Source organism: Bacteroides sp. 3_1_23 (assembly GCF_000162555.1).
In the GTDB taxonomy this organism is placed as follows: domain Bacteria; phylum Bacteroidota; class Bacteroidia; order Bacteroidales; family Bacteroidaceae; genus Bacteroides; species Bacteroides ovatus.
This window is the reverse complement of record NZ_GG774955.1, coordinates 483,160-508,513: the sequence shown is the minus strand read 5'-3', so window position 1 is coordinate 508,513 and position 25,354 is coordinate 483,160. Positions and strand designations below refer to the sequence as shown.

Genomic DNA, 25,354 nt, shown 5'->3' with positions numbered 1-25,354 from the left:
TATGTGTTTGTGAACATATGTACATGTTTAATGGAATTTTTTCACTAGTCGGAATAAAAAGTTCAGACTAATTTTGTCTCAGAAAAAATTATCAACACATTTAATTATAGCATTATGAAAAGATCAGTATTAATTTTAAGCCTGGCAGCCTTTGTATTATCAAGCAACGCACAAGTATTAAAAAGCAATCTGCTAAATGGATATAAACAAGGTGATAAATTGGAAAAAGCTACATATAATAAAGCTGATGCTCCGATAAAAATAGATACCTGGTGTGAAGCATTCTCTTCCCAAACTGACAAGAATGCCGGTAGTCCCATTACCGGACAAGAGCTCAGTTATGAGGGATATACGGAAAAAGGAGTATCTATCAAAATAGGAGAACTCCCGGAAAATGTGAAAGGTTCAAGATTTAGCGTATATTCCATTTCTGAAAAGAATGACTATTGCAGGGGAACTTTATACCTTTCATTTTTGGCAAACTTTTCCTCCGTCGCTTCCAGTCGCTTAGGCGATTTCATTGCTCTTTCCCCTGTTCATACTGGCGGTAATCTGCGTGCCAGAGTATATGTCGGTAAGATAGACGATGAACATATCCGATTCGGGACTAATCTGTTAAGAGTTAATGCAGAATCCTTCAAAAGCCATGCGCTTAATAAGACGCATCTATTGGTTCTCAAACTGGATTATAAAAAGAACGAGGTTTCATTATTTGTAGACCCAGCCTTAACAGCAGAAGAACCTCAACCCGATGTGGTAGCGAAGGGGGACGAAGATAATAACAAATTAAAAGGGGGGATTCGTTCTATTTCATTTAGGAACCGCGATGATTTGACCGGAAATGTCGGTAACTTCCGCTTCTCTTCCAGTTGGGCAGGTGTGATAGCTCAATAAAAATCTATTTTTATTATTGCATTATGATGTAATATGGAGCATTGAATTGTGTACAATGCTCCATTGTTTTTACAATCATGTCACTTAAATTCACTTCTGTCATTTTACATCATAATAAGTATTATCCTCCTCCTTCACATAAAGAAAAAAAATGACTTATCTTTAATAGACAAGCTTTCTGTTTTTAATAAACTATTGAGGAGTTTATTAAAAACGGTATCCAAGTTTATTATAAATTATAAATTTCGATTTTAAGGTTCTCCCTGTACTTTTTCATAACAAAAAAGACTGCGAACCTTATAAAGATTTGCAGCCTTTAGCTTATACGGTAACTCTCACAGCTTAACTATTGTAAGGAGCTTCTGATATATTGTTATAATATTGTACTATTCTATTTTCATTCTTTTTTAAATTCTTTATCCATTAATCTTTCCGCTTGCAAATATACAAAATTAAAAAGGCTTTGTCAAGAGTGCGCTACTATAAGAAAAAGTATTTGTAACAAAGTTCCATATCTAATACCTTACAACCATAATATCGCTATTTGTGGATAAAACTACATACAAAATGGAATTTTTTCATCATAGCTATTTGCAGAATCAACCTAATTTTGTCATACAGGTCTAAAAGAATTATTAATCATATATAAATATCACAGAAATTATGAAACACATCCTTTTTTATGCATTATTCTTTATTTTAAAGATTGCGTCGGCACAAGCCCAAAGTCTTGACCAGCCGAAGAACTATCCAGCAGATGCTATTTCTTCTTTTGCTGAACGTCTGGAACCTATGGGACGCATCTTGGAAGACGATAATTATTATGTGTGGTGTTGTGCACCAATTATAGATGAAAAGAATAAAGTACATGTATTTTATTCACGTTGGGAAAAAAAGTATGAAATGAAAGGATGGCTGGGGCATTGTGAAATCGCACACGCCGTAGCCGACCAACCGGAAGGCCCATACAAATATGTATCAACAGTACTGTCCCCCCGCCCGGGCTATTTTGATGGTAATACATGTCACAATCCAAGCATTTATAAAATAGACGGTCGTTACTGGCTATTTTACATGGGAGCAACCAATGGTAAATTTGGAACGAAACGTATCGGATACGCTGTAGCAAACTCTATTTGGGGACCGTGGGAAAGATGCGAAAAACCATTATTAATGCCTGGAAATACAGGTGAATGGGATGATTATATTACCACTAATCCAGCTTTCTTAAAACATCCGGACGGAAAATACTGGCTTTATTATAAATCTTGTAATGAAAATGAATATGTGAACCAACATATCAATGGTATTTCAGGTAACCGGAAATATGGGGTAGCTTTTGCAGATAAAATCACAGGACCTTATCGACGATATGAAAAAAATCCGATCGTCGATTTCTCCGGTTTCGGAGAAAACAGGCAAGTAGAAGATGCGTATATCTGGTATGAAAACGGTATATTCAAAATGTTAATGAGAGATATGGGGTTCTACGACCATACAGTGGGGCTCTATTTCGAATCCAAAGACGGGCTGAACTGGCAAAACCCTCAAATTGGTTGGTTTGGAGCAGAGCATTATATCAAACAACCACCCGCTCCTAAACATCTCAAACGTTATGGACGTTTCGAACGCCCGCAAGTACTAATGAAAAATGGAAAACCGGCTTACCTTTTCACGGCTTCCCAAGGGGGAAAAGCAGAAACATCTTCAGGTTTCGTCTTTAAAATCAAGCCCGAATAAACGAACATAGAACTTAAAGTACACTTATAAAAAACTGTTATGAAAAAAATTATATTGATATTATTTACCTTGTTGCAATTCCCGGCAAACGCAAAAGACTTGCCTCACTCCTCCTATTGGCACGGAGAAGAAAGAACTCTTCGATATAAACCCGAAGGAGAAGAGTTTGTAATAACCAATGGAAATAAAAGATTTACTAGAGCTATTTATGGAACTAATACCGGCTTTCGTTTTGAAACCAGTGACTTCCCCGAATTCGGACTTTACATGCCTAACCTCGGTGGAAGTGTATATATGGCTATATCTACCCCCTCAAATATTACTTGGATAAAAGATATGGAATTCATTGAATCTCGTTTTAAATCCGGGCAACGCACCTACATTGTGAGAGACAGGAGACATCTAGGAAACGGCAGTCTGACAATTGATGCTGTAGCTATGTCCGATGGCGATGGATTAGTAGTAAGATACAAAGCCAAAGACATCCCTGCCGGCACTAAAATCTTGTGGATATATGGGGGAGCCAACAATCAGAAATTCGGACGTGAGGGAGACTTGAATTCCGACCCAGCCGATTGTTTTTTTATTAAAGCCAACAATTGTTCCGGAAATATATATCAAATTAATCAAAACAAATTTACGATACAATACGGGCACCACACCAGCAACAGAGCTTCTCAACATAAAGTAATGTCCATAGCAGGAACCTTTCCTATCGGAACTGATATAAAAGAAGTGGATGGAAACCTTATTGACCAATTGGACGAACTTATCACATCCCGCAAATCAAACAAACCGGTTATCATAGCAAAATATCCGGTTAGTACCATTCCTTTCTATATTGAACTGCACAACCCTAAAAGTCATAGTGAGTTTCAATATAATGATCTCAGTAATGTTTTCAACAAAGGTGTTGAGTTCAGAACCCAAATAGCTTCCAGAATCAAAATAAAAACACCTGATCCATTTCTGAACACATTAGGAGGCACCTTCTCTGGAGCGGAAGATGCTGTATGGCAATCTCCATCGTATCTACATGGAGCCACCTGTTTCCGCGAATTACTTCTTACCGGTTGGAGAGGGGCTTATCTCGCAGACTTGATGGGATTAGAAGATAGGGCAAAAACTCACTTTAACGGTTATCTTAATTCGCAAGTTATAGATGTTCCCGTCACATTACCCCATCTTCAGGACACAGCCCTAAACCTCGCACGGTCTGCAAAAATATGGGGAACCCCCATGTATAGTAATGGTTATATAGGAAGAGTTCCTAATAGAAGAGACGTCATGCATCATTATGATATGAATCTAGTCTTTATAGACCAACTGTTGTGGCATCTCAAATGGACCGGAGATCTTGATTACGCACGAGAAATATATCCTGCCCTCCAACGTCACTTTACATGGGAAAAAAAACTATTCGACCCCGATAACGACGGGTTATATGATGCCTATGCTTGTATCTGGGCTTCAGACGCATTACAATACAATGGCGGTAAAGTGACACATTCTACTGCATATAACTACCGGGCAAATAAAATAATGGCAGAAATATCCGAAAAATTAGGAAAAGATCCAAGCATATACAAAAAAGAAGCAGAACTTATATTATCTGCCATAAACAAAGAATTATGGATAAAAGACAAAGGATGGTGGGCGGAGTTTAAAGATAATATGGGAAACCGGATACGACATGACAACGCTGCCATATGGACTATTTATCATGCAATAGATTCTGATATACATGATCCCTTCAAGGCATATCAGGCAACCCGATATATAGATACGGAAATCCCCCACATCCCCGTCATGGGAAAAGGTTTGAAGGATACTGCCAATTATGTGATTTCAACAACAAACTGGCAACCTTATATGTGGTCTATCAACAATGTCGCTTTCGGAGAAATCTCACATACCGCCCTTGCTTATTGGCAAACAGGACGTTATGAAGAGGCTTTCAAAATGTTCAAAGGAGCTGTTCTGGATGCGATGTACCTTGGTTCAGGTCCGGGAAATGTCACACAATTGTCATTCTATGACGCAGCCCGCAGAGAGACATATCGTGATTTTGCCGATGGAATAGCGACAGGGGTACGTGCTCTTGTACAGGGTATGTACGGTATCATGCCAGATCTTATTAATAATAGACTAACGATAAGACCCGGATTCCCCGATGATTGGAATTTTGCAGAAATTGAAACTCAAAATATGGCATATACTTTTGAAAGGAAAGGCAATATAGAAAGGTATTCTATAACTCCTAATTTACTCAAAAAAGATGTCAGCTTGTCAATGGAAATAAAAGCTATAAGAAACAAAATTAAATCTATCAAAGTAAATGGAAAAGATACACCCTATACTTTACTTACAACCACTATTTTATCTCCAGAAATTAAGTTTGAGGCAGGAATAGCTGACAAATACGATATCACGATAGAATGGGACGGAGAAAAAATAAACAGAGACATGATATCTGTCAATGTAGCCAATGGCAGCCAGTTCAGACTAAATATTCCTTATAAATCAGGAAAAATATATGACCCGCAAAACGTTCTGCGTCATGCAAACTTAAAGAATGACATACTAACCGGCACTATAACCGCTCAAAACGGACATCGCACTGTATTTGTCAATATCACCAATGGAAATATGAATTATTGGCTTCCCATAGATATAAATGTCAACAATCCGCTTGATATCGTTTGTGATTCTGAATCTTCTTCTCTTATTTTTACCTTGAAAAACAATATGGATAAAGTGATAAAAGGTGATTTGTATATCAATGGTAAAAAGGTGAATGAAAACATCAATATAGAAGCTCATGGAAAAAACAACTATGAATTTGATATTCCCATTGCATCTTCAGGAACTAATAGAATAAAAGTCAAATCCGGAAAAGACACTTACTCTTTTCGAGCCATCAATTGGAATATCTCTGTACCGGAAAAATCAGTTTATAAGACGGTAGACATGAAGAAAATATTTAATGACAAAGTAAGTAATATATTCGCTTATGGAAAATATATGTTCCCAAGATGGAAATACACCACATTACAAGTTCCGACCCAAGGTATGGGACAATGGTGTCATCCTCAAAGTATTTCTGTTATTGATGACCGTGGAATAAGAAATAAGGCTTCAAGAAATAACAATAGATTCATTATGCCACAAGGAATACCTTTCAGTACTCCAGGAGAAAAAGAATATAATAATATTGCATTCACCACATTATGGGATAACTACCCGACTTCCATTAATATACCACTAAACGGTAAAGCTTCTAAAGCCTATTTCCTCATTGCAGCTTCCACTTATTATATGCAATCTCATATAGTAAATGGCGAAATCAAAATAGAATATACAGATGGACAAAAAGAAGTACTGAAACTTATATTACCAGATAATTTAATTCCTTTAGATCAGGATATATTCGTAGATGGATATGCTTTCAACACTAAAGATCCACGTCCGTGGAGAGTACGCCTTAAAACAGGTGATGTAAGCAAATATCATGCAGGCGAACTTGGAAAAACAATATCGAACAACCCGATATCTATTGATGGTGGTATGGCTACAATGCTTGATCTGCCACTCAATCCAGTTAAAGAATTAAAATCATTATCTTTGGAGACGACAGCCAATGAAGTCGTGATAGGATTGATGGGAGTAACGCTAGTCAAATAGCCACAGAATGAGGGTGATCAATGATACACCCTCATTCTATATATTTCTGGACACTGTCCATAATATTCCTACTGATAACTGATTTCTATTTTACTATCAATATTGTATTCTTGTCTTACTTGACTCTTATCTTCCACTTCCAAATAAATTTCACTTAATCGAACTTTTTTTCCATACACTATCTTTCCCGCTGTTTTCACTTGTGCTCGAATATTAAATAGATAGAAGTTCTCAATACGTAAACTATCATTCCACCCCGAAGCTGTAATGAAACATTTAGATCTTTTCGCTCTTACATGAGAGAAATAAACATTGCGAAAGTGTGGATACCCTTTTTCTTTAGGTTCTACTGGAGTCAGCATTATTTTCCAATGTGCAGGAATCTCCCTACTTTCATATTCTACAGGTAATTTCGAATAACTATATTTTGGATGCCAGTTCAAATCCACCTCCAATACATTAGATACACTATCAGCCTCAACTCCTGTGACATAAATATTCTCTACTGTCCCACCACGATTCATAGACGATTTAAGCCGTAATACAGATCCTGTGCCATACGCTATCAGATCATGAGCCAGTACATTACGAATAGAACCGGAAGTCTCACTTCCGCAAGTCAGTAACCCTGCACCTTTACGGGCAATACAGTTACGAACCACCACATTCTCCGTGGGACGATTCACACGCAGTCCGTCGGCGTCACGCCCTGCCTTAATACAAATATTATCATCGTTGCAATCCACATCACAGTTTTCTACCAGAATATTGGTAGATGAATCAATATCAATGCCATCCGTACTTGGTCCGTGACCTCCTACATTATTATTAATAGTAAGTCCGCTCACCGAACAATGATCCGAATACAAAATCTGACAAGCCCAGAATCCCGTACGCACCAACGTAAAGTCTTTCAACGTGATATGCTTGCTGTTGGAAACCAGTACTCCCCTCACCCGCTTGCAATCATAATCCACAATCCAACGCAGATTCTTCTTCTCATATTCCTCCCGCATCGCCCAATATTTATCCCAGAATACTTTTCCGCGGCAATCGATAAAACCTTCCCCCGTAAGAGCGGCATTTTCCGCATCCATTATATTGATAACGGCCGAAGGCCATGTCATTTCGATACCGGCAATGCGGGAAGGAAATTCCGGATAGTCCTGAATATTATCACTCGCAAGCAAGGTAGTACCTTTACTAAGATGCAGATTCACACCACTCTTGATAAACAAAGCACCTATTTTATAATACCCCGGGGCAACAACTACCGTACCTCCTCCCTGTTGGTGACAAGCATCAATAGCGGCCTGGATAGCAGGAGTACTGAATACGGAAGTGTCATTCCGCAACCCGAACTTTCCGGCATCCCATTCTGTGTTTTCCGGAGTCCTCTGCGCCCCCACCTGATCGGCCCACGACAAATCCGGCTCTGCAGATACACTTCCCCAATCATAAGCAGGAATCGTCTTTTTCGGAGTTGTAAAACCAATCAAGGCCAATAGTACAATAGATAAAAGATACTTCATAATTACTTCTTTTAGTTCACGTTGCAAAATTATCGCATATCATCAAAGAGGTAATGGACAGATGTACGCAAAAGATAGAATATTATATCATACGGACAATTAACTTGAAAGGGTGCACAATTGTATATAGTCTTTGTACATTTCTCCATTTCATACATCACAAAAAGGAGTAATTTTGCGAGTGAATAAATACAATAAGGTCCAAACCGATAAAACAAATATGAGAAGAATTGCAATTTATCTATTGTGCATATTCATGTTACTGCCTGTTGTAACAATGACAGCACAACCTGGTTATAACTACTCAAAGTTACAACGGGAGAAACTAAACCGCGGCGTAGTTGCCATTCGCGAAAACCCTTCAGAAGTAATCGTTTCGTGGAGGTATCTTTCTTCCGATCCGATACAAACCGGTTTCAACGTATACAGAGACGGGAAGAAATTGACAGACACTCCCATCACTGTCAGCACCCTGTTCCGTGATAAGAATAACAGTCAGAAAACGGCTGTTTACGAAGTGCGTCCTGTTCTAAAAGGAAAGGAGACGCATCACATTGACGGTACATACACATTCCCGGAAAACGCGCCTCTCGGCTATCTGGAAATTCCCCTGCAAAAACCGGCAGACGGAATAACTCCGGCAGGTGATACCTACACGTACAGTCCCAATGATGCTTCCATCGGTGACGTAGACGGTGACGGCGAATACGAAATTATCCTCAAATGGGATCCCAGCAATTCACACGACAATGCACACGAAGGTTATACAGGCGAAGTATACATCGATTGTTACCGAATGAACGGAGAACAACTATGGCGTATCAACTTGGGTAAAAACATACGTGCAGGAGCTCATTATACTCAATTCATGGTGTACGATCTGGATGGTGACGGCAAAGCGGAAGTAGTGATGCGGACTGCCGACGGAACAGTGGACGGAAAAGGAAAAGTAATTGGAAATGCTGATGCAGACTATCGCGAAGCCGGTACTTTTGACCCAAGCAGGAATCAAATGATGAAGCAAGGACGTATTCTGAAAGGCAAAGAATACCTGACTGTTTTTTCAGGAGACACCGGTGAAGCCTTACATACCATCGACTATATCCCTGCCCGCGGCAACGTTGCCGACTGGGGAGACGCAAAAGGTAACCGAAGCGACCGCTTCCTGGCTTGTGTAGCCTATCTTGACGGAGTACACCCAAGTGTTGTCATGTGCCGAGGCTACTACACACGCACCGTTCTGGCGGCCTTCGACTGGAACGGAAAAGAACTGAAGAACCGATGGGTATTCGACAGCAACCATCCCGGATGCGAGCAGTACGCCGGACAAGGAAACCACAATCTGCGTGTAGGCGATGTGGATGGTGACGGATGCGACGAAATCATTTACGGTTCCTGTGCTATCGACCACAACGGCAAAGGACTTTATTCTACCCGAATGGGACATGGAGACGCCATCCACCTGACACATTTTGACCCTTCCCGTAAAGGTCTGCAAGTATGGGACTGCCACGAAAACAAACGTGACGGAAGTACGTACAGAGATGCCGCCACCGGAGAAGTGTTATTACAGATAAAAAGCAATACCGATGTAGGACGTTGTATGGCCGCCGACATTGACCCGACTCATCCGGGTGTGGAAATGTGGTCAGGAGATTCACAAGGAATTCGAAACGTAAAAGGAGAAATCATAGCCCCTAAAATGAGAAATATGCCGACCAATATGGCTGTCTGGTGGGATGGAGACCTATTACGCGAACTATTGGATAGAAACATGATTATTAAATACGACTGGGAAAACAAAAAGTTTGTTCCGCTTATCAAATTCACAGGAACTCTTTTCAACAATGGAACGAAATCGAATCCTTGTTTCCAAGGTGACATTATAGGCGATTGGCGGGAAGAAGTACTCGTACGCTCCGAGAACAACGCTGCTCTCCGGCTCTACGTTTCGACTATTCCGACCGAATACAGATTCCACACCTTCCTTGAAGAACCGATATACAGAATCAGTATCGCTACCCAAAATGTAGGCTATAACCAGCCAACACAACCGGGATTCTATTTCGGACCGGACCTTATAAAAATGAAAGGTACTTTCAGAGGATATCAATTCAAGTAAGTTAAGAGACTATCATGAAACACAAATTATTTCTTTTCACATTTCTCCTGGCTATACTGTCCGCCATTAATATACAGGCATCCGAACGCAAAAAATACAATTTCAACAGCGAATGGAAGCTGCGGATAGGAGACTTTCCTAAAGCCAAAGATACAAAATTCGACGACAGTAAATGGAAACAAGTAACTTTGCCCCATGCCTTCAATGAAGATGAAGCATTCAAACTTTCCATTGAACAATTGACAGATACAGTGGTATGGTATCGCAAGAGTTTCCAGATTCCGGAACTGAAAAGTAATCAGAAAGTATTCGTCGAATTTGAAGGAGTACGCCAACGCGGAGACTTCTATCTTAACGGACATTATCTAGGCAGACACGAAAACGGTGTTATGGCGGTAGGGTTCGACCTGACTCCACATATCAAAGAGGGTGAGAACGTGATTGCCGTTCGCACCGACAACGACTGGATGTACAGAGAAGAAGGAACTAACTCCAAGTTCCAGTGGAACGACCGCAATTTCAATGCCAACTATGGCGGTATTCCTAAAAACGTCTTCTTGTACGTTACTGATAATGTATATCAGACTCTTCCCCTATATAGCAACCTGAAAACGACAGGCGTATACGTCTATGCCCAAGACTTCGACATCCAAGGACGCAAAGCAACAATTCATGCCGAATCGGAAGTCAGAAATGACAGTAAAGCTCCCCGGCAATTCAGCTATCAAGTGAGTGTACTTGATGCAGACGGCAAACTAATGAAAACTTTCCAAGGTGATAAAGTGACTTTGAAAGCCGGAGAGACTAAAACGGTAAAAGCATCCGCCACCCTCCATAATCTTCACTTCTGGAGTTGGGGGATATGGTTACTTGTATACGGTAAAAACCGCTCTGAAAGATGACAACAATCAGGTATTCGATGAAGTAAGTACCCGCACCGGCTTCCGCAAGACACGTTTTGCCGAAGGAAAGATATGGTTGAACGACCGTGTTATCCAAATGAAAGGGTATGCACAGCGCACCAGCAACGAATGGCCGGCAGTAGGTCTGTCCGTACCTGCCTGGTTGAGCGATTTTTCTAATGACCTGATGGTGAAAGGAAACGCGAATCTGGTTCGCTGGATGCACGTTACTCCGTGGAAACAGGATGTAGAATCCTGCGACCGTGTAGGTCTGATACAGGCAATGCCTGCCGGAGATGCAGAAAAAGACCGTGAAGGACGTCAATGGGAACAACGGGTAGAGTTGATGCGAGACGCGATTATCTACAACCGTAATAATCCGAGTATCCTGTTCTACGAATGTGGCAACAAAGCCATCAGCCGCGAACACATGATAGAAATGAAAGCAGTCCGCAACAAATACGACCCGTTCGGCGGACGTGCCATCGGATCACGTGAAATGTTGGATATCCGCGAAGCGGAATACGGTGGCGAAATGCTGTACATCAACAGAAGCGAACATCATCCGATGTGGGCGACCGAATATTGCCGCGACGAAGGTTTAAGAAAGTACTGGGATGAATATAGCTATCCTTTCCACAAAGAAGGTGACGGACCACTTTATAAAGGACAACCGGCCACTGACTATAACCGCAACCAAGATGAACTTGCCATCACCATGATAGCCCGCTGGTATGATTATTGGCGTGAGCGTCCCGGAACGGGTAACAGAGTCAGCTCCGGCGGTACTAAAATTATCTTCTCCGACACCAATACCCACTACCGGGGTGCGGAAAACTACCGAAGAAGTGGAGTGACGGACGCGATGCGTATCGAAAAAGATGCTTTCTACGCACATCAGGTAATGTGGGACGGATGGGTAGATACGGAAAAAGACCAGACCTACATCATCGGACACTGGAACTATCCGGATAATACGGTAAAACCTGTGCAGGTAGTATCTACCGGAGAAGAGGTGGAACTTTTCCTGAATGGTAACTCTCTAGGTAAAGGCAAACGCCAATACAATTTTCTCTTTACTTTCGACAACGTAACCTTCAAACCGGGCAAGCTGGAAGCTGTCAGCTACAATAAAGCAGGAAAAGAAATCAGCCGCTATGCTGTAAATACAGCCGGTGAACCTGCCAGCCTGAAACTTACCGCTATCCAAAACCCCGAAGGTTTTCATGCAGACGGTGCGGATATGGCATTGATACAGGTGGAAGTGGTAGATAAAGACGGAAAACGCTGTCCATTGGACAACCGTACCGTTCAGTTCACACTCAACGGTCATGCGGAATGGCGTGGAAGTATTGCCCAAGGTGAAAACAATCATATTCTTGATACAAACCTTCCGGTAGAATGTGGTATCAACCGCGCACTGATCCGCAGTACGAGTACCGCCGGGAAAGTAACTCTGACGGCACAGGCAAAAGGACTTCCGACTGCCACTCTCGCATTGGAGACGGTACCTGTAAAAGTGACTGGAGGTTTGAGTACCTATCTTCCACAGTCTACCTTGAAAGGTAGACTGGATAGAGGAGAAACACCTTCTACCCCTTCTTACAAAGACAGCAAAAAGGGTGTACGAATCGTTTCGGCAAAAGCCGGTTCCAACAATAATGATGCTGAAAAAAGCTACGATGATATCGAACTGACCGAATGGAAGAATGACGGTAAACTAAGCACTGCATGGATTACCTATACATTGGAAAGAGATGCCGAAATAGACGATATATGCATCAAACTGCAAGGATGGCGTTCACGAAGTTACCCGCTGGAAGTATATGCCGGCAACACCTTGATTTGGAGCGGAAACACGGATAAAAGCCTGGGATATATTCATCTCGATGTAGAAAAGCCCGTACGTGCTAATACGATAACCATCCGCTTGAAAGGAAACACTAGCGACAAAGATGCTTTCGGACAGATTATCGAAGTAGAGGCTAAAGCGGCCAATACAATGGAATTGGAAAAAAGCAGTAGCAAACACCAGTTGAGAATCATCGAAGTTGAGTTTCTCGAAACAATCAAATAAAAAAGTTCCGGCAATGTTGTTTATTTGCCTGCCATCAAGTATCTTTGTTCATAAACTGAATTTTAACGCTTATGTGTAAACAACCGGATATCCTAGAAAGTGAAAAGATTCACTTTGCAGTCATGGCAATAGAAGCTGGAGCACGCGAAATGGGAATTTCTCCTATGGAAATGCGCCGACGTTTAGAGAAAATGAATCTAATCAAACGTCTTCTACTGGACAATTACGAAGTGATGCACACACAAAGTCTAAAACATGTAGGCGAGGATGTGGTCGAGGCTTTGAAGAACTGGGAGGCACAGGAGGGCGAGAAGGGATGAAAATAACACTTTATCATGGCTCCACCCTTTCTATAGAGCATCCCTTAGCCAAAGTGGGACGTGCCGATTTAGATTTCGGTAGTGGTTTTTATCTAACCTCACTACGCTCACAAGCAGAACAGTGGGCTGCCCGCGTACAACTATTACGGGCAAGTACTACTGCATGGATTAATGTATACGAATTTGATATGGATGCAGCTATAAAAGCTGGATTCAAGCTACTTCGTTTTGATGCTTACGATCACATTGGTTGAATTTTATTGTCGCTAGTAGGAATGGAAAACAGCATTGGAAAGATTATGATATTATAGAAGGAGGCGTAGCAAACGATCGGGTTATTGACACCATAGAAGATTACCTTAACGACATTATCACCATAGAGCAAGCCCTCGGGCAATTGGTATATGCACAACCTAATCATCAGATATGTTTGCTCAATCAGCAACTCATTGATACATATCTACATTTTGATAATAGTTTTCCACTGGATACTATGGACAGAAAAGGAGGTAACAAATGAGAGAACAAGTACTTTGGAGAAAAATCAGTCGCATCGTCCTATTATTATCAGCCCGATTGGAGATAAGCCCGGAAAGAGCATTAAATCTGTTTTATGAAACGAATGTATGTGCCATGTTACATGACTCCCGTTACGGACTGCATCTAATGAGTGATACTTATATTATAAATGACGTATTGCGTGAATTACAAGACAAGCAGTAATTTTAGAATATATTATGATACCAAGCAAACAAAATCTCTTCTTTTCATACCGTTCCTTTTTGAATCCTTATCACTCATTTTTTTCATTTATTCCTTCATTATTCACACCACGCTGATAAACCGATGGTGCCACCCCAAACTGTGCTTTAAAGCATTTACTGAAATAGAAAGGATCACTGATGCCTACCTTGTAAGAGACTTCCGCAACCGTCAGATTATCTTCTGACAGCAACAACTCCGCCGCTTTCTTCATTCGCACCACACGCAAATATTCATTAGGCGAATATCCTGTTACGCCGCGTAATTTCCGATAAAAAACGGTTCGTCCCAACTTCATAAGCTGCGCAAACTCGTCAATAGAAAATTCCGGGCGGGCAAGATTCTGTTCCAAGATGGCAGCCAAGCGGTCTGCAAATTCTTTATCCCGGTCGGTAGTACACATAGCCGGTCGCACAATACCCGGTTCGTTGGAGAACTTCTCACGCAATTTATCACGCTGTTCGATCAAACGGAATACACGTGCCAACAGCAGTTTAACGCTGAATGGTTTGGCGATGTATGCATCCGCACCTGCCTCAATTCCTTCCAGATGCTTTTCCGGTGAGTTCAACGCGGTCAGAAGGATAATGGGAATATGACTCGTATCAAAATCTGTTTTTAGTTTCTTGGTTACTTCAAATCCGGTCATACCCGGCATCAGAACATCACAGATAATCAGGTCGGCATCATACGTACGGGCCTTTTCAAATCCGGACGTGCCGTCGGCAGCCACTTCCACTTCAAAGTATGCACCGATTTCTTCCCGTAGAAACTCACGGATGTCATTATCATCTTCAATAATCAGCACTTTCCGTTTATTCAAAGGAGCAGCCATCTTTTCCGGGTCAGGAAGCTCTTCCGAAAGCTGTAACAAATGATGTGCGTGACCATCCGCCTCTTTCAGCAATACGTTGCCCGGAACAAGGAAGTCTTTCTCCGAATACACCGTCTTATCTGTCGGAATACATACGGTAAATACAGAACCGCCACCTTCATTGTCTTTATATTCAATCGTGCCTTTATGTACCTGCACCAGTTCATGACTCAAATGTAGACCGACTCCAATACTGTCACCGGAGAAATTACTCTGCATAAACCGCTTGAACAATTCATTCTGTTTCTCTTTAGGAATCCCCACTCCCGTATCCGAAACCTGAATCTGCAATGTTTGCTTCCCTTCGTCCACATTCACCGAAAGAATAATGGTTCCGTTGGAAGGAGTATATTTAAATGCATTTGAAAGCAGGTTATAAGTCACCTTATCCAAATTACCTTTATCAATAAACATCTTATAAGATGGCACCGAAGGCAAGAAACGGAAGTTCATATTCTTCTGTTCCGCCACGTCGCCGAAACTCAAAAATATTTCATAAAGGAAAGAGATGACATCTGTTTCCTCTAAAGAAAGCGCCAGTTTATTATTCTGCATCTTTCTGAATTCCAATAACTGGTTGATGAGTCTCAACATACGTTGCGTACTCTTATCCATTGTTTTCAGAGGATATATCAATTCGCGCGGAATATCCGTGACACGCTGAATTTTCTCCAAAGCTCCCTGGATTAAAGTAAGCGGCGTACGGAATTCATGAGAAATATTGGTGAAGAAGACCAGCTTATATTCAGTCAGTTGCTTCTCTACGTTAATACGGTTACGCAAACCATTAAAGTTGCGGACGATGCGGAAGGCAAAATACAAGGCTACCATCAATAACAGAACATAGCACAACATTGCCCAGTTAGTCTTCCAAAACGGTGGGACGACTACGATCTTCAGTGTAGTCTCACTGTCGTTCCATATACCCGATCCATTGCTGGACTTGACATGAAGTATGTAGGTTCCCGGATTCAGGTACTTAAAGGAGGCGAAATTCAGTGGAGAAGGAGCACTCCATCCCTGGTCGTAGTTTTCCAACCAATACATATATTTCGTATGTCCGCTATCCGAATAGTCGAAAGTGGAGAAATCTATCAGGAATGAGTTTTGAAAATATTTCAGCGTAATTTCATCCGAATAAGCAAGAGACTGTTTTAAAGGAGAATCCTCCATCTGCGGATTCATCTGGGTCCCATTGACGTACAAATCAGTGAAAACAACCGGAGAAAACGTTTCACTATCTTGTATCTTTTCAGGGTCGATCACAATTAATCCATAGTTTGTACCAAAAAGCAATTTCCCGTCTTCACGCATACAGGCACTATTCTCACTATACACATTTCCTAAAGTATAGGAAGAAAAGAAATAGTTCTCAAAAGAACGGGTGGACGGGGTGAACTTGGAAATTCCATATTCAGTCGCTACCCAAAGGTTTCCTTTTCTATCTCCCAGAACAGACTGGATCACATCGTTGACCAACCCTTCGGAAGTTCCGTAATGCTCATATTTCAATGAATGATAGTCGTCCTGCGGCGTACAGAGGTTCAGTCCCGAACCGGAAGTACCAATCCACATACGTCCCTTCGTATCACGATAGATACATTTGATTTCATTACTGCAGAATTTTCCGTTTGTATAACTGAAGAGATGATAATTATCACCATCCGCAATCAGTGAGTCCGGATGAAAGATACAAATCCCCTCACTGGTTCCTACCCAGACCATTCCGTTTTCATCTTCTTCTATCACACGCACCATCCTCATTCCGAACGTTTGCTGGAAGAAATGCCGGAATTTATATTTCCCGTCAGAAGTAGGTTCAGCCAATTCGAGCCCTCCGCCGAATGTACCCACCCACATACGGTCTTTACGATCGCGATAAATAGCAAAAACGTTATTATCCGACAATGAAGTTGGGTCGGACGGGGTATTATAATACCAGGTATCTCCCACCTTCAATCCATTACCACGGGTTCCAGTCCACATCCGTCCCTGGCGATCTTCAGCGATTGCATAAATATTGGAATGAAAATATTGATTCGTCATTTTCGACTGAAGATTTGCGTCAAAGGTATAAAGTCCGCCTTTACGCGTACCTACCCAAATATCGCCATTAGACATCTTGGTCAACATACGGATGGTATTCGAACGGTCGAACAGTTCACGGGACTCGGGATAGATGCGGGAAGTTCCTTCATTCAACACTGAAATGCGGGATAAACCCGAATATTCCGAAGCTACCCAGATGCCACCGGCACGATCTTCCATGACATATTGCAGGAAATCCGAACTGATATGACTTTGATCGTTGATGTTGGCAACGAAATGTTCCAGTTTATCTTCGGCTGTGTTATAAGCAAAAAGCCCATTCCCATAGGTAGAAATCCAGATGATTCCGCGGGAATCATGTACGATATGATAACGTTCGAAGTCGATGTAACTGATCTTATCTTGAGGGATCAACTGGAAATCTTTACTTTCACCGGTTGCGGCAACCACATAGGTGAGGTGTCCTGTATGATTATATATCCAATAGTCTCCGTGGTTGTCGCGAATCAGTTCGCCCTTTTTAATATTCAGACGGGGGTCAGCGGCTACTTCTCCGGTCGCAAAATTATATGTATATACTCCGGTCGTAGTCAGAATCATCCATTTATCTTTCAACAAGAAATTTCCGGTAGGCGACGTCTGCCCTGCAACGGTTGAAAGGGCAGCCAGCTTCTGCATCTTCTGCGTAGCCGAATGGTAATAATAAATATCTCCATCTGCCGTAAGGAAATACATGTCATCCTTATAAGCCAGAGAAGAAGTGAAATGAATCAACCGGTCTTCTATCCGATATTGTCCGTTGGAGACAGAAACCAATCCGCATTGAGTGCCGATCCAGATACGTCCGCTGGCATCTTCATTCACGAATTTCACCCGGTTATCCGGCAGGTTTCCACGTTCTGTCCTGAATACGGTAGATGTCATTTCACCGTTTTTCTGATGCACCATACGTCGGCAACCATTGCCTTGATGTGATAACCATACGTCTCCGTTGGCTGTAACAAATACAGTAGAGTAATTCTGCCTTAACTCACCGCAACCCGTGTAATCAACAAAACGGGCACGTTGCAAATCATAGCAGCTATATAGTTCAGGTGTAGTGGAAATCCATAAAAAGCCATCTTTATCTTCTGTGAGATCGTAAATCCGGTTGTCGGCCAAAGACACTTTATCTCCAGCTTCCGGACGAAAGGTCAGGAAAGAGTTGCCATCATAACGACTTAATCCGTTCAAGGTAGCCAGCCACAAAAAGCCTTTGCTATCCTGATAGATGTATCGGATAGAGTTGTTGGGAAGACCATCACTAGTTCTCATTTGTGTAGAACGAAGCTCTATTGCACTATAAGCATTCAGTACAAAGCTAACAAGGAAAGTGAAAACTAAAAGGTGTCTTTGCGTCATAAAGATTCCAAGATTAATAATAAATGTTGGACAAAAATAATCAAGATAGTTGAGATAATAAAAGAAACACTCCATTAAATAGTAGGAAGCGGATATGCTAAAGAGCAATTACTACCATTATTTAGACGCGGATTACACGAATGACGCGGATTTTTTATTCTTAAATCTGTGTCATTCGTGTAATCCGCGTCTAAATAATTACAGACTGATAGAATTACTGAAAACTCAATCCATGTGGAATACTTCCGGCAAAGGAATGGATACGGGTGAATTGTCCGGATTCACTTCCATGATATCCGCCATATAATCCCACCATTTCTGTACGATTTCCGTATTACCTAAATCCTGCGAACCTGCTCCCCCTTCCGTTTTTTGGAAAGCAAACAGGATATTTGTTTCTTTATCCCAATAAATCGAATAGTCCGACACTCCATTCTGTGAAAGCAGTGCTTTCAGTTCGGGCCAGATGGCAGCATGTCTTTTTTCATATTCGGCTTCACATCCGGGTTTCAAATACATTTTAAATGCTTCTCGTTTCATGGTTTCAATCTATTTAAAGTTAATCTTTCTTTTCTTCTGTGTCGATAGCAAAAATAGGTGCTGTCGTCTTTTGTTTCACCTGGTAGTATTGAACGGCACTGTCATTCATCTGTGGATATTGATTTTTCAACAAGCGAATCATTTCCGCACCTGCCCAAAGAACCGGTCCGTAACCATGTGCCGCATATACATTGACCGGACGGTAATAGTAAAAAGCAGGGTCGAAAGCCATTCCCGTACCGACACAGGTTCCTTCCACTTGCCCCTCCGCATTTATCTTGCCGGCTACGGCATGCCATCCCAGATGAGTAACCGGTCCGTAAGCAATGGCGTCAATCCATCCTTTATTGATGGCGTGTGCCAGGCAGTATACATATATCGCAGTAGCGGAAGTTTCCAGGTAAGAATCATTCCGGTCGAGCAGTTGGTGCCAAAGTCCTTCTCCACTTTGCAAGGCTGTCACTCCACGTACATGAGCCCGGAAATAATCCATCACTTTCGCACGTTGAGGATAGTCTTCCGGTAGAACGTCGAGCAGTTCGCAAGCCGTCAACATAGCCCAACCGTTGGCGCGCGCCCAACAAAAAGCAGGATGATCGCTACTGCTTTCCACCCATCCGTGACGATACAGTCCTTTTTCGGGAATAAACATGCGATCGGCAAATTGCAGGAATTGTCTCACTGCTTCTGCCAGATATTTATTTTTTTGCCCCTTGTTATAATAACTCATCTGTGCTACTGCCGGAATACCCATAAACATATCATCCAGCCAAAGAGTGTTATGCTGCGGACGGTTGCGTGCAAAAGTTCCATCTGCCAGACGATACTCTTTATTAATGATGAAATCAAAATAATTACGTATCAGTTCATCCACAGGAAGCGAGGGATCTTTCAAACGGACTTTCACCATCGCCGCGCATACGGCTCCCGCATCATCCAGTGCGTGCGGAGTGAGGATTTGAAGCAACTGCGGGTCCGTTGTGCCCTTTTCTTTATAAACACGCTTGAAATGCGGTGCTACTTCGGCCAGAAAACGAAAACGATTCTGTACATAATCCATATAGCGTGTGTCACCCGTAGCTTCGGATGCCGCTATCAAGGCAGAATAGGTCACTCCCCATTCATAACTTGCCAAACGAAAAGCTCCACGCTCCAGTTGTGCCTCCTCTCCCATCGTTGTATAATTGGTAATCACTTTACCCGTATTCTTGTCTACCACACGGGCGGGAGTCTCCTTATCTATATAAGCAAATACACGGTCTACCTCTTTCTTTACCTGTTCCGGTGTCAAATCACCATAAGTGCCCTGATAAGCAGGTTGCAATAAATGCAAAGGCGTGTTTGAGTCATTCACTACAGTTTTCTTTTTCTGTGCGCTGACAGGCAAAGCTATCAGCAACGAAGCAATGGCTATGATACGAATATTCATATTTTATTTTTTAGGTATTTTACATCCTCTGAATAGGGTTCCCTGCAAATCCGGTCCAAAGTAGAATCCCGGTTGTGTCGGCTGGTTGTAGGCTACGTTCTGGGTAGCGATACTGATGCGATAAACAGGATCCTCCAAAAAGGTGTGGAAGCGGTAATCAGTGGGAATGGTAGAGACATAAAGCCGCAAAGCGGTATTATCGGCTGTGCGCAACAGTACTTCTTCCCGCCAGTCGCCTACAATATCCCCTTGCAGGCAAGGTGTTGCCTTCGTTCCGTTGTTGGAAAGAGCTCCTTCGAAAATGGCTATACGCTCACAGACTCCTTTCTTCCAATTATATTTGCTGACTATATTTCTATCCAATAGTTCGCGCAGTAAATCACCGTCCCACCAGACAGCCATATTACATGACAATCCTCTGACACGGGCTTTCACCACTTCTCCTTTTATATTTCTTATTCCTCCGGAAGCAAGAGACCACATTTCAACGCCCGGTTGGGTCGGGTCAATATCAGCCGCCATGCAACGCCCGACATCTGTACTATCTTTTATCTGGAAAAGAATTTCTCCGGTTGCCGCATCTCTGTACGTACTTCCGTCACGCTTGTTTTCGTGACAGTCCCATACTTGCAACCCTTTGCGGGAAGGATCGAAATGAGTCAGATGAATCGCGTCTCCATGTCCCATCTTCGTTGTGTACAATCCTTTGCCGTTATGGTCGATGGCACACGAGCCGTAGATAATCTCATCGCATCCGTCACCGTCTACGTCACCTACCCGAAGGTTATGATTACCTTGTCCGGCATAGTCTTCACAACCGGGATGGTTACTGTCGAAAATCCAGCGTTCTTTCAGTTCCTTTCCATTCCAGTCGTATGCTGCCAATACTGTACGGGTATAATATCCACGACACATCACAACACTAGGATGGATGCCGTCGAGATAGGCTACGCAAGCCAAAAAGCGGTCACTACGATTACCACGATTGTCTCCCCAATCCATCAGGTTTCCTCTTCCCGGTACGTAATCAATTGTTTGCATCGCTTCTCCTGTCAGTCCGTTGAAAACAGTCAGATATTCCGGTCCGGTCAAAATACGTCCCTGTTCATTCCGATAGTCAGCTTGCGCATCTCCAATCACTTTTCCTTTTCCGTCCACTGTTCCGTCGGCGGTTTTCATTACTACTTCCGCTTTACCGTCACCATCGAAGTCAAACACCATAAACTGGGTGTAGTGTGCACCGGCACGTATATTACGTCCCAGATTAATGCGCCATAAATGTTGCCCGTTTAATTTATAACAATCGAAATATACCTCTCCGGTGTAACCGTCATGCGAATTATCGTGTGCGTTCGACGGATCCCATTTCAAGATAATCTCATATTCCCCGTCACCGTCCACATCGCCGATACTGGCATCATTAGGAGCATAGAAATAACTTTGCCCTGCCGGAGTCGTACCGTTTTCAGGACGATTCAGCGGAATGTTCAGATAACCTGCCGGAGCATCGGACGGCAATTGATAATTGCTTTCCGTTTTTGATTGGATAGCTTTGACGGTATAAAGTACGGATTCCGTACCTTTATATATATCCTGAAAGAAAGTCACATTTCTTATCGGATATTTGTTTACCTTTTCACCGTTTCTATAAACATCAAAAGATTCGTCCATCGGGTCGGAGGACAGATAACGCCAAGACACGGCAACAGTAGATGGATTCTCTCTGATGGCAATTACACCGCGTCCCAAATGTTCGCGTTTCAGTTTCGAAAAGTCATAGTTCGGCTGCGCCACTACAAAAGCAGCTATCAGACACAGACTTAAAAAAGCACTTATGCATTTCATAGTTTTATCGTTAATCAATTTACAACACAAAAGTAAGCGGCACAGCCTACTTATAAAATAGAATATTGTACAGATCTATGTAGAAATCATCATATAGCCCACTTTTAAACCGCATTATAACTACCTGGTGAACAAAAATGAATATATCTGAACGGAAATCCATTGAAAAAGAAAAGTGCGTCCCTTATCTTTGCCAATGAAAATTAGAATGAACACCCAATTAATAAAACAGAATTATTTCACCATGAAGAAATCACTACTCTCATTCTTTACAGTAACCCTTCTTTGTCTTATGACAGGAAAGCCGGTCATGGCACAAGAGTTACCTGCACAAAAAGAGACTTTAGAGACTATCGTAAAAGTAAACGACTACTTTATGAAAAAGTATGCCGATTACACATTGCCTTCTTTCTATGGCAGAGTTCGTCCAAGCAATATATGGACGAGAGGCGTATATTATGAAGGATTAATGGCTCTGTATGGCATTTACCCTCGTGAGGATTATTATAAGTATGCCTACGATTGGGCTGATTTCCACAAATGGGGAATGAGAAACGGCAATACCACCCGTAACGCAGACGACCATTGCTGCGGACAAGTTTATATCGACCTTTATAATATGTGTCCGTCCGATCCGAATATGATCCGGAATATAAAAGCAAGTATCGATATGGTAGTCAACACTCCGCAGGTGAACGATTGGTGGTGGATTGACGCTATCCAGATGGCAATGCCAATCTACGCAAAGTTTGGAAAAATGACCGGTGAACAGAAATACTACGATAAGATGTGGGATATGTATTCTTACACTCGTAACGTGCACGGAGAAGCCGGAATGTATAATCCTAAAGATTGCTTATGGTGGCGCGATCAGGACTTTGATCCTCCTTACAAAGAACCGAATGGAGAAGATTGCTACTGGAGTCGTGGAAATGGCTGGGTATATGCAGCTCTTGTACGGGTATTGGATGAAATCCCTGCCAATGAAACACATCGCCAGGACTATATAAATGATTTTCTCGCTATGAGCAAGGCACTTAAAAAATGTCAGCGTGAAGATGGTTTCTGGAATGTGAGTCTTCATGATCCGACGAACTTCGGAGGTAAAGAGACTTCCGGAACAGCACTGTTTGTATACGGCATGGCTTGGGGAGTGCGCAACGGACTGCTCGACCGCAAAGAATATCTTCCCGTCCTTTTAAAAGCATGGAACGCTATGGTGAAAGATGCCGTACATCCGAACGGATTCCTGGGATATGTGCAGGGAACAGGCAAAGAGCCTAAAGACGGACAGCCGGTTACTTATAAGAGTGTGCCCGACTTTGAAGACTACGGAGTCGGTTGTTTCCTGCTTGCCGGAACAGAAGTTTATAAATTAAAATAACATAGACAGTTTTTTCATTAGGTTTAAAGATAATCATTCATTAGGTTTAGTTAGAGGTTAGTTAGTAGCTAGTTCCCTCACTGACTGTTTAGACACCGGTCAGTGAGGGATTTCAAAGAAAACAGATTCATGAAAAACAAATTATTCCCGTATATATGTTGGCTGATGGCCATTACATTTAGTTTGCAACTGCAAGCGCAAAATAAAGTTTCCGCTCCCATGGCAGACGTCAATCAAGTAATTGACAACACGCTGGACAGCCTGAATAAAGCACGTACCTCGCGACCGGAAGCCGGTTCGAGCCGGAAAGGTGACAACCCTGTTCTGTTTCTGGTAGGTAACTCTACCATGCGTACCGGAACTTTAGGAAACGGCAACAACGGACAATGGGGATGGGGCTATTATGCAGGTGATTATTTCGACTCTAACCGGATTACTGTAGAGAATCATGCGTTGGGTGGAACCAGTAGCCGTACTTTCTATAACCGTTTATGGCCGGATGTAATCAAAGGAGTACGCCCGGGAGACTGGGTTATCATCGAACTGGGGCACAATGACAACGGCCCATACGACAGCGGACGTGCCCGTGCTTCCATTCCCGGAATTGGCAAAGATACACTGAACGTAACGATTAAAGAAACCGGAGTAAAAGAAACCGTATATACCTACGGGGAATATATGCGTCGTTTCATTCAAGATGTAAAAGCCAAAGGTGCTCATCCGATCCTTTTTTCGCTTACTCCCCGCAATGCTTGGGAAGACAAAGACAGCACCATCATCACACGTGTCAACAAGACTTTTGGATTGTGGGCAAAGCAGGTGGCAGAAGAACAGCATGTTCCTTTTATTGACTTGAATGATATCAGTGCCCGCAAATTTGAGAAGTTCGGCAAGAATAAGGTGAAATATATGTTCTACATCGACCGTATACATACAAGTGCTTTCGGTGCTAAAGTAAATGCAGAATCTGCTGCTGACGGAATACGTGCGTATGAAGGACTGGAATTAGCCAATTATCTGAAACCTGTTGAGAAAGATACAGTGACAGGTTCCAGTCGGAAAGAGGGACGTCCGGTATTGTTTACTATCGGAGATAGTACGGTCAGAAATGAAGATAAAGACAAAAACGGTATGTGGGGTTGGGGAAGCGTAATTGCTGACGAGTTCAATCTAAATAAAATTTCTGTAGAAAATCGTGCGATGGCAGGACGTAGTGCACGTACTTTCCTCGATGAAGGTCGTTGGGATAAGGTATACAATGCCTTGCAACCGGGGGACTTCGTTCTGATTCAGTTCGGACATAATGATGCAGGAGATATAAACAAAGGGAAAGCCCGTGCCGAATTGCGCGGTTCGGGAGATGAGAGCAAAGTCTTTCTAATGGAAAAGACAGGCAAATATCAAGTTGTTTATACTTTCGGCTGGTATCTTCGAAAGTTCATCATGGATGTTCAGGAGAAAGGTGCCATTCCCATCGTTCTTAGTCATACGCCACGCAACAAATGGAAAGATGGAAAAATAGAACGTAATACCGAGTCTTTTGGCAAGTGGACACGTGAAGCTGCGGAAGCTACGGGAGCTTATTTCATTGACTTGAATAAGATTAGTGCCGATAAACTTGAAAAGAAAGGTGTGAAGAAAGCTGCAGCTTACTACAATCACGACCATACACATACTTCTTTGAAAGGAGCGCACATGAACGCCAAAAGTATTGCTGAAGGGTTGAAAAAGAGTGATTGCCCGCTAAAAGAGTATTTGAAATAATACGAAAGAGAATCCTGTAAAGATAGCAAAGGACT

Annotated in this window: 13 protein-coding genes and 2 pseudogenes; 10 read left to right on the top strand and 5 right to left on the bottom strand. The window is 42.3% G+C overall.

Annotated features, from left to right (window positions below; translation table 11 throughout):
- The first annotated feature begins 114 nt into the window (after positions 1-114).
- The 3 genes from HMPREF9010_RS04870 (at position 115) to HMPREF9010_RS04880 (ending at position 6,318) form a co-directional block, all read left to right on the top strand.
- Positions 115-894, top strand: coding sequence for a hypothetical protein (locus tag HMPREF9010_RS04870; RefSeq protein ID WP_008642253.1), 780 nt, complete (start codon positions 115-117; stop codon positions 892-894).
- A 663-nt stretch (positions 895-1,557) separates the two neighbouring features.
- Positions 1,558-2,634: a glycoside hydrolase family protein gene (locus tag HMPREF9010_RS04875; protein WP_004312563.1), complete on the top strand. Its 1,077-nt coding sequence runs from the start codon at positions 1,558-1,560 to the stop codon at positions 2,632-2,634.
- A 39-nt stretch (positions 2,635-2,673) separates the two neighbouring features.
- Complete coding sequence (locus tag HMPREF9010_RS04880; protein ID WP_008650781.1) at positions 2,674-6,318, top strand: DUF4450 domain-containing protein; 3,645 nt, start codon at positions 2,674-2,676, stop codon at positions 6,316-6,318.
- A gap of 68 nt (positions 6,319-6,386) precedes the next feature.
- Here HMPREF9010_RS04880 and HMPREF9010_RS04885 read toward each other — a convergent pair whose 3' ends face one another.
- Positions 6,387-7,850, bottom strand: coding sequence for a glycoside hydrolase family 28 protein (locus HMPREF9010_RS04885; RefSeq protein ID WP_004308505.1), 1,464 nt, complete (start codon positions 7,848-7,850; stop codon positions 6,387-6,389).
- 220 nt (positions 7,851-8,070) lie between these two features.
- Between HMPREF9010_RS04885 and HMPREF9010_RS04890 the strand changes: the two genes are divergently transcribed.
- From HMPREF9010_RS04890 to HMPREF9010_RS0124705, 5 genes and pseudogenes are all read left to right on the top strand, one after another.
- Complete coding sequence (locus HMPREF9010_RS04890) at positions 8,071-9,972, top strand: rhamnogalacturonan lyase (protein WP_032852884.1); 1,902 nt, start codon at positions 8,071-8,073, stop codon at positions 9,970-9,972.
- Between the two features lie 14 nt (positions 9,973-9,986).
- Positions 9,987-12,951: pseudogene (locus HMPREF9010_RS04895) on the top strand (glycoside hydrolase family 2 protein).
- Between the two features lie 71 nt (positions 12,952-13,022).
- Positions 13,023-13,271, top strand: coding sequence for a DUF3791 domain-containing protein (locus HMPREF9010_RS04900; protein ID WP_004308502.1), 249 nt, complete (start codon positions 13,023-13,025; stop codon positions 13,269-13,271).
- Positions 13,268-13,791: pseudogene (locus HMPREF9010_RS0124710) on the top strand (DUF3990 domain-containing protein). Before HMPREF9010_RS04900 ends, HMPREF9010_RS0124710 begins: the two are co-directional and overlap by 4 nt.
- Positions 13,788-13,994 (top strand): DUF3791 domain-containing protein, encoded by a 207-nt coding sequence (locus tag HMPREF9010_RS0124705; RefSeq protein WP_004308500.1) that lies wholly within the window; start codon positions 13,788-13,790, stop codon positions 13,992-13,994. The pseudogene HMPREF9010_RS0124710 and the gene HMPREF9010_RS0124705 overlap by 4 nt, the downstream one beginning before the upstream one ends.
- Positions 13,995-14,064: 70 nt before the next feature.
- Here HMPREF9010_RS0124705 and HMPREF9010_RS04905 read toward each other — a convergent pair whose 3' ends face one another.
- The 4 genes from HMPREF9010_RS04905 to HMPREF9010_RS04920 form a co-directional block, all read right to left on the bottom strand.
- Positions 14,065-18,357 (bottom strand): two-component regulator propeller domain-containing protein, encoded by a 4,293-nt coding sequence (locus HMPREF9010_RS04905; protein ID WP_008650775.1) that lies wholly within the window; start codon positions 18,355-18,357, stop codon positions 14,065-14,067.
- A 225-nt stretch (positions 18,358-18,582) separates the two neighbouring features.
- Entirely contained in the window at positions 18,583-18,897 is a 315-nt protein-coding gene (rhaM, locus tag HMPREF9010_RS04910; protein ID WP_004308498.1) for an L-rhamnose mutarotase, read from the bottom strand.
- 19 nt (positions 18,898-18,916) lie between these two features.
- Positions 18,917-20,326 (bottom strand): glycoside hydrolase family 105 protein, encoded by a 1,410-nt coding sequence (locus HMPREF9010_RS04915; RefSeq protein WP_008650774.1) that lies wholly within the window; start codon positions 20,324-20,326, stop codon positions 18,917-18,919.
- A 3-nt stretch (positions 20,327-20,329) separates the two neighbouring features.
- Positions 20,330-22,171, bottom strand: a complete 1,842-nt coding sequence (locus tag HMPREF9010_RS04920; protein WP_008650772.1) for a rhamnogalacturonan lyase — start codon at positions 22,169-22,171, stop codon at positions 20,330-20,332.
- A gap of 244 nt (positions 22,172-22,415) precedes the next feature.
- Between HMPREF9010_RS04920 and HMPREF9010_RS04925 the strand changes: the two genes are divergently transcribed.
- Together HMPREF9010_RS04925 and HMPREF9010_RS04930 are read left to right on the top strand one after the other, a co-directional pair.
- Positions 22,416-23,555: a glycoside hydrolase family 88 protein gene (locus HMPREF9010_RS04925; RefSeq protein WP_004312573.1), complete on the top strand. Its 1,140-nt coding sequence runs from the start codon at positions 22,416-22,418 to the stop codon at positions 23,553-23,555.
- Positions 23,556-23,684: 129 nt separating this feature from the next.
- Positions 23,685-25,319, top strand: a complete 1,635-nt coding sequence (locus tag HMPREF9010_RS04930) for a rhamnogalacturonan acetylesterase (RefSeq protein WP_008650768.1) — start codon at positions 23,685-23,687, stop codon at positions 25,317-25,319.
- Positions 25,320-25,354: the final 35 nt, after the last annotated feature.

Excerpts from the sequence above, each read along its gene's own strand:
- HMPREF9010_RS04920 (WP_008650772.1), bottom strand. The coding sequence starts at position 22,171 with ATGAAATGCATAAGTGCTTTTTTAAGTCTGTGTCTGATAGCTGCTTTT.
- rhaM (WP_004308498.1), bottom strand. The coding sequence starts at position 18,897 with ATGAAACGAGAAGCATTTAAAATGTATTTGAAACCCGGATGTGAAGCC.
- HMPREF9010_RS04925 (WP_004312573.1), top strand. The coding sequence starts at position 22,416 with ATGAAGAAATCACTACTCTCATTCTTTACAGTAACCCTTCTTTGTCTT.
- HMPREF9010_RS04930 (WP_008650768.1), top strand. The coding sequence starts at position 23,685 with ATGAAAAACAAATTATTCCCGTATATATGTTGGCTGATGGCCATTACA.
- HMPREF9010_RS0124705 (WP_004308500.1), top strand. The coding sequence starts at position 13,788 with ATGAGAGAACAAGTACTTTGGAGAAAAATCAGTCGCATCGTCCTATTA.
- HMPREF9010_RS04900 (WP_004308502.1), top strand. The coding sequence starts at position 13,023 with ATGTGTAAACAACCGGATATCCTAGAAAGTGAAAAGATTCACTTTGCA.
- HMPREF9010_RS04875 (WP_004312563.1), top strand. The coding sequence starts at position 1,558 with ATGAAACACATCCTTTTTTATGCATTATTCTTTATTTTAAAGATTGCG.
- HMPREF9010_RS04890 (WP_032852884.1), top strand. The coding sequence starts at position 8,071 with ATGAGAAGAATTGCAATTTATCTATTGTGCATATTCATGTTACTGCCT.
- HMPREF9010_RS04915 (WP_008650774.1), bottom strand. The coding sequence starts at position 20,326 with ATGAATATTCGTATCATAGCCATTGCTTCGTTGCTGATAGCTTTGCCT.
- HMPREF9010_RS04870 (WP_008642253.1), top strand. The coding sequence starts at position 115 with ATGAAAAGATCAGTATTAATTTTAAGCCTGGCAGCCTTTGTATTATCA.
- HMPREF9010_RS04905 (WP_008650775.1), bottom strand. The coding sequence starts at position 18,357 with ATGACGCAAAGACACCTTTTAGTTTTCACTTTCCTTGTTAGCTTTGTA.
- HMPREF9010_RS04885 (WP_004308505.1), bottom strand. The coding sequence starts at position 7,850 with ATGAAGTATCTTTTATCTATTGTACTATTGGCCTTGATTGGTTTTACA.
- HMPREF9010_RS04880 (WP_008650781.1), top strand. The coding sequence starts at position 2,674 with ATGAAAAAAATTATATTGATATTATTTACCTTGTTGCAATTCCCGGCA.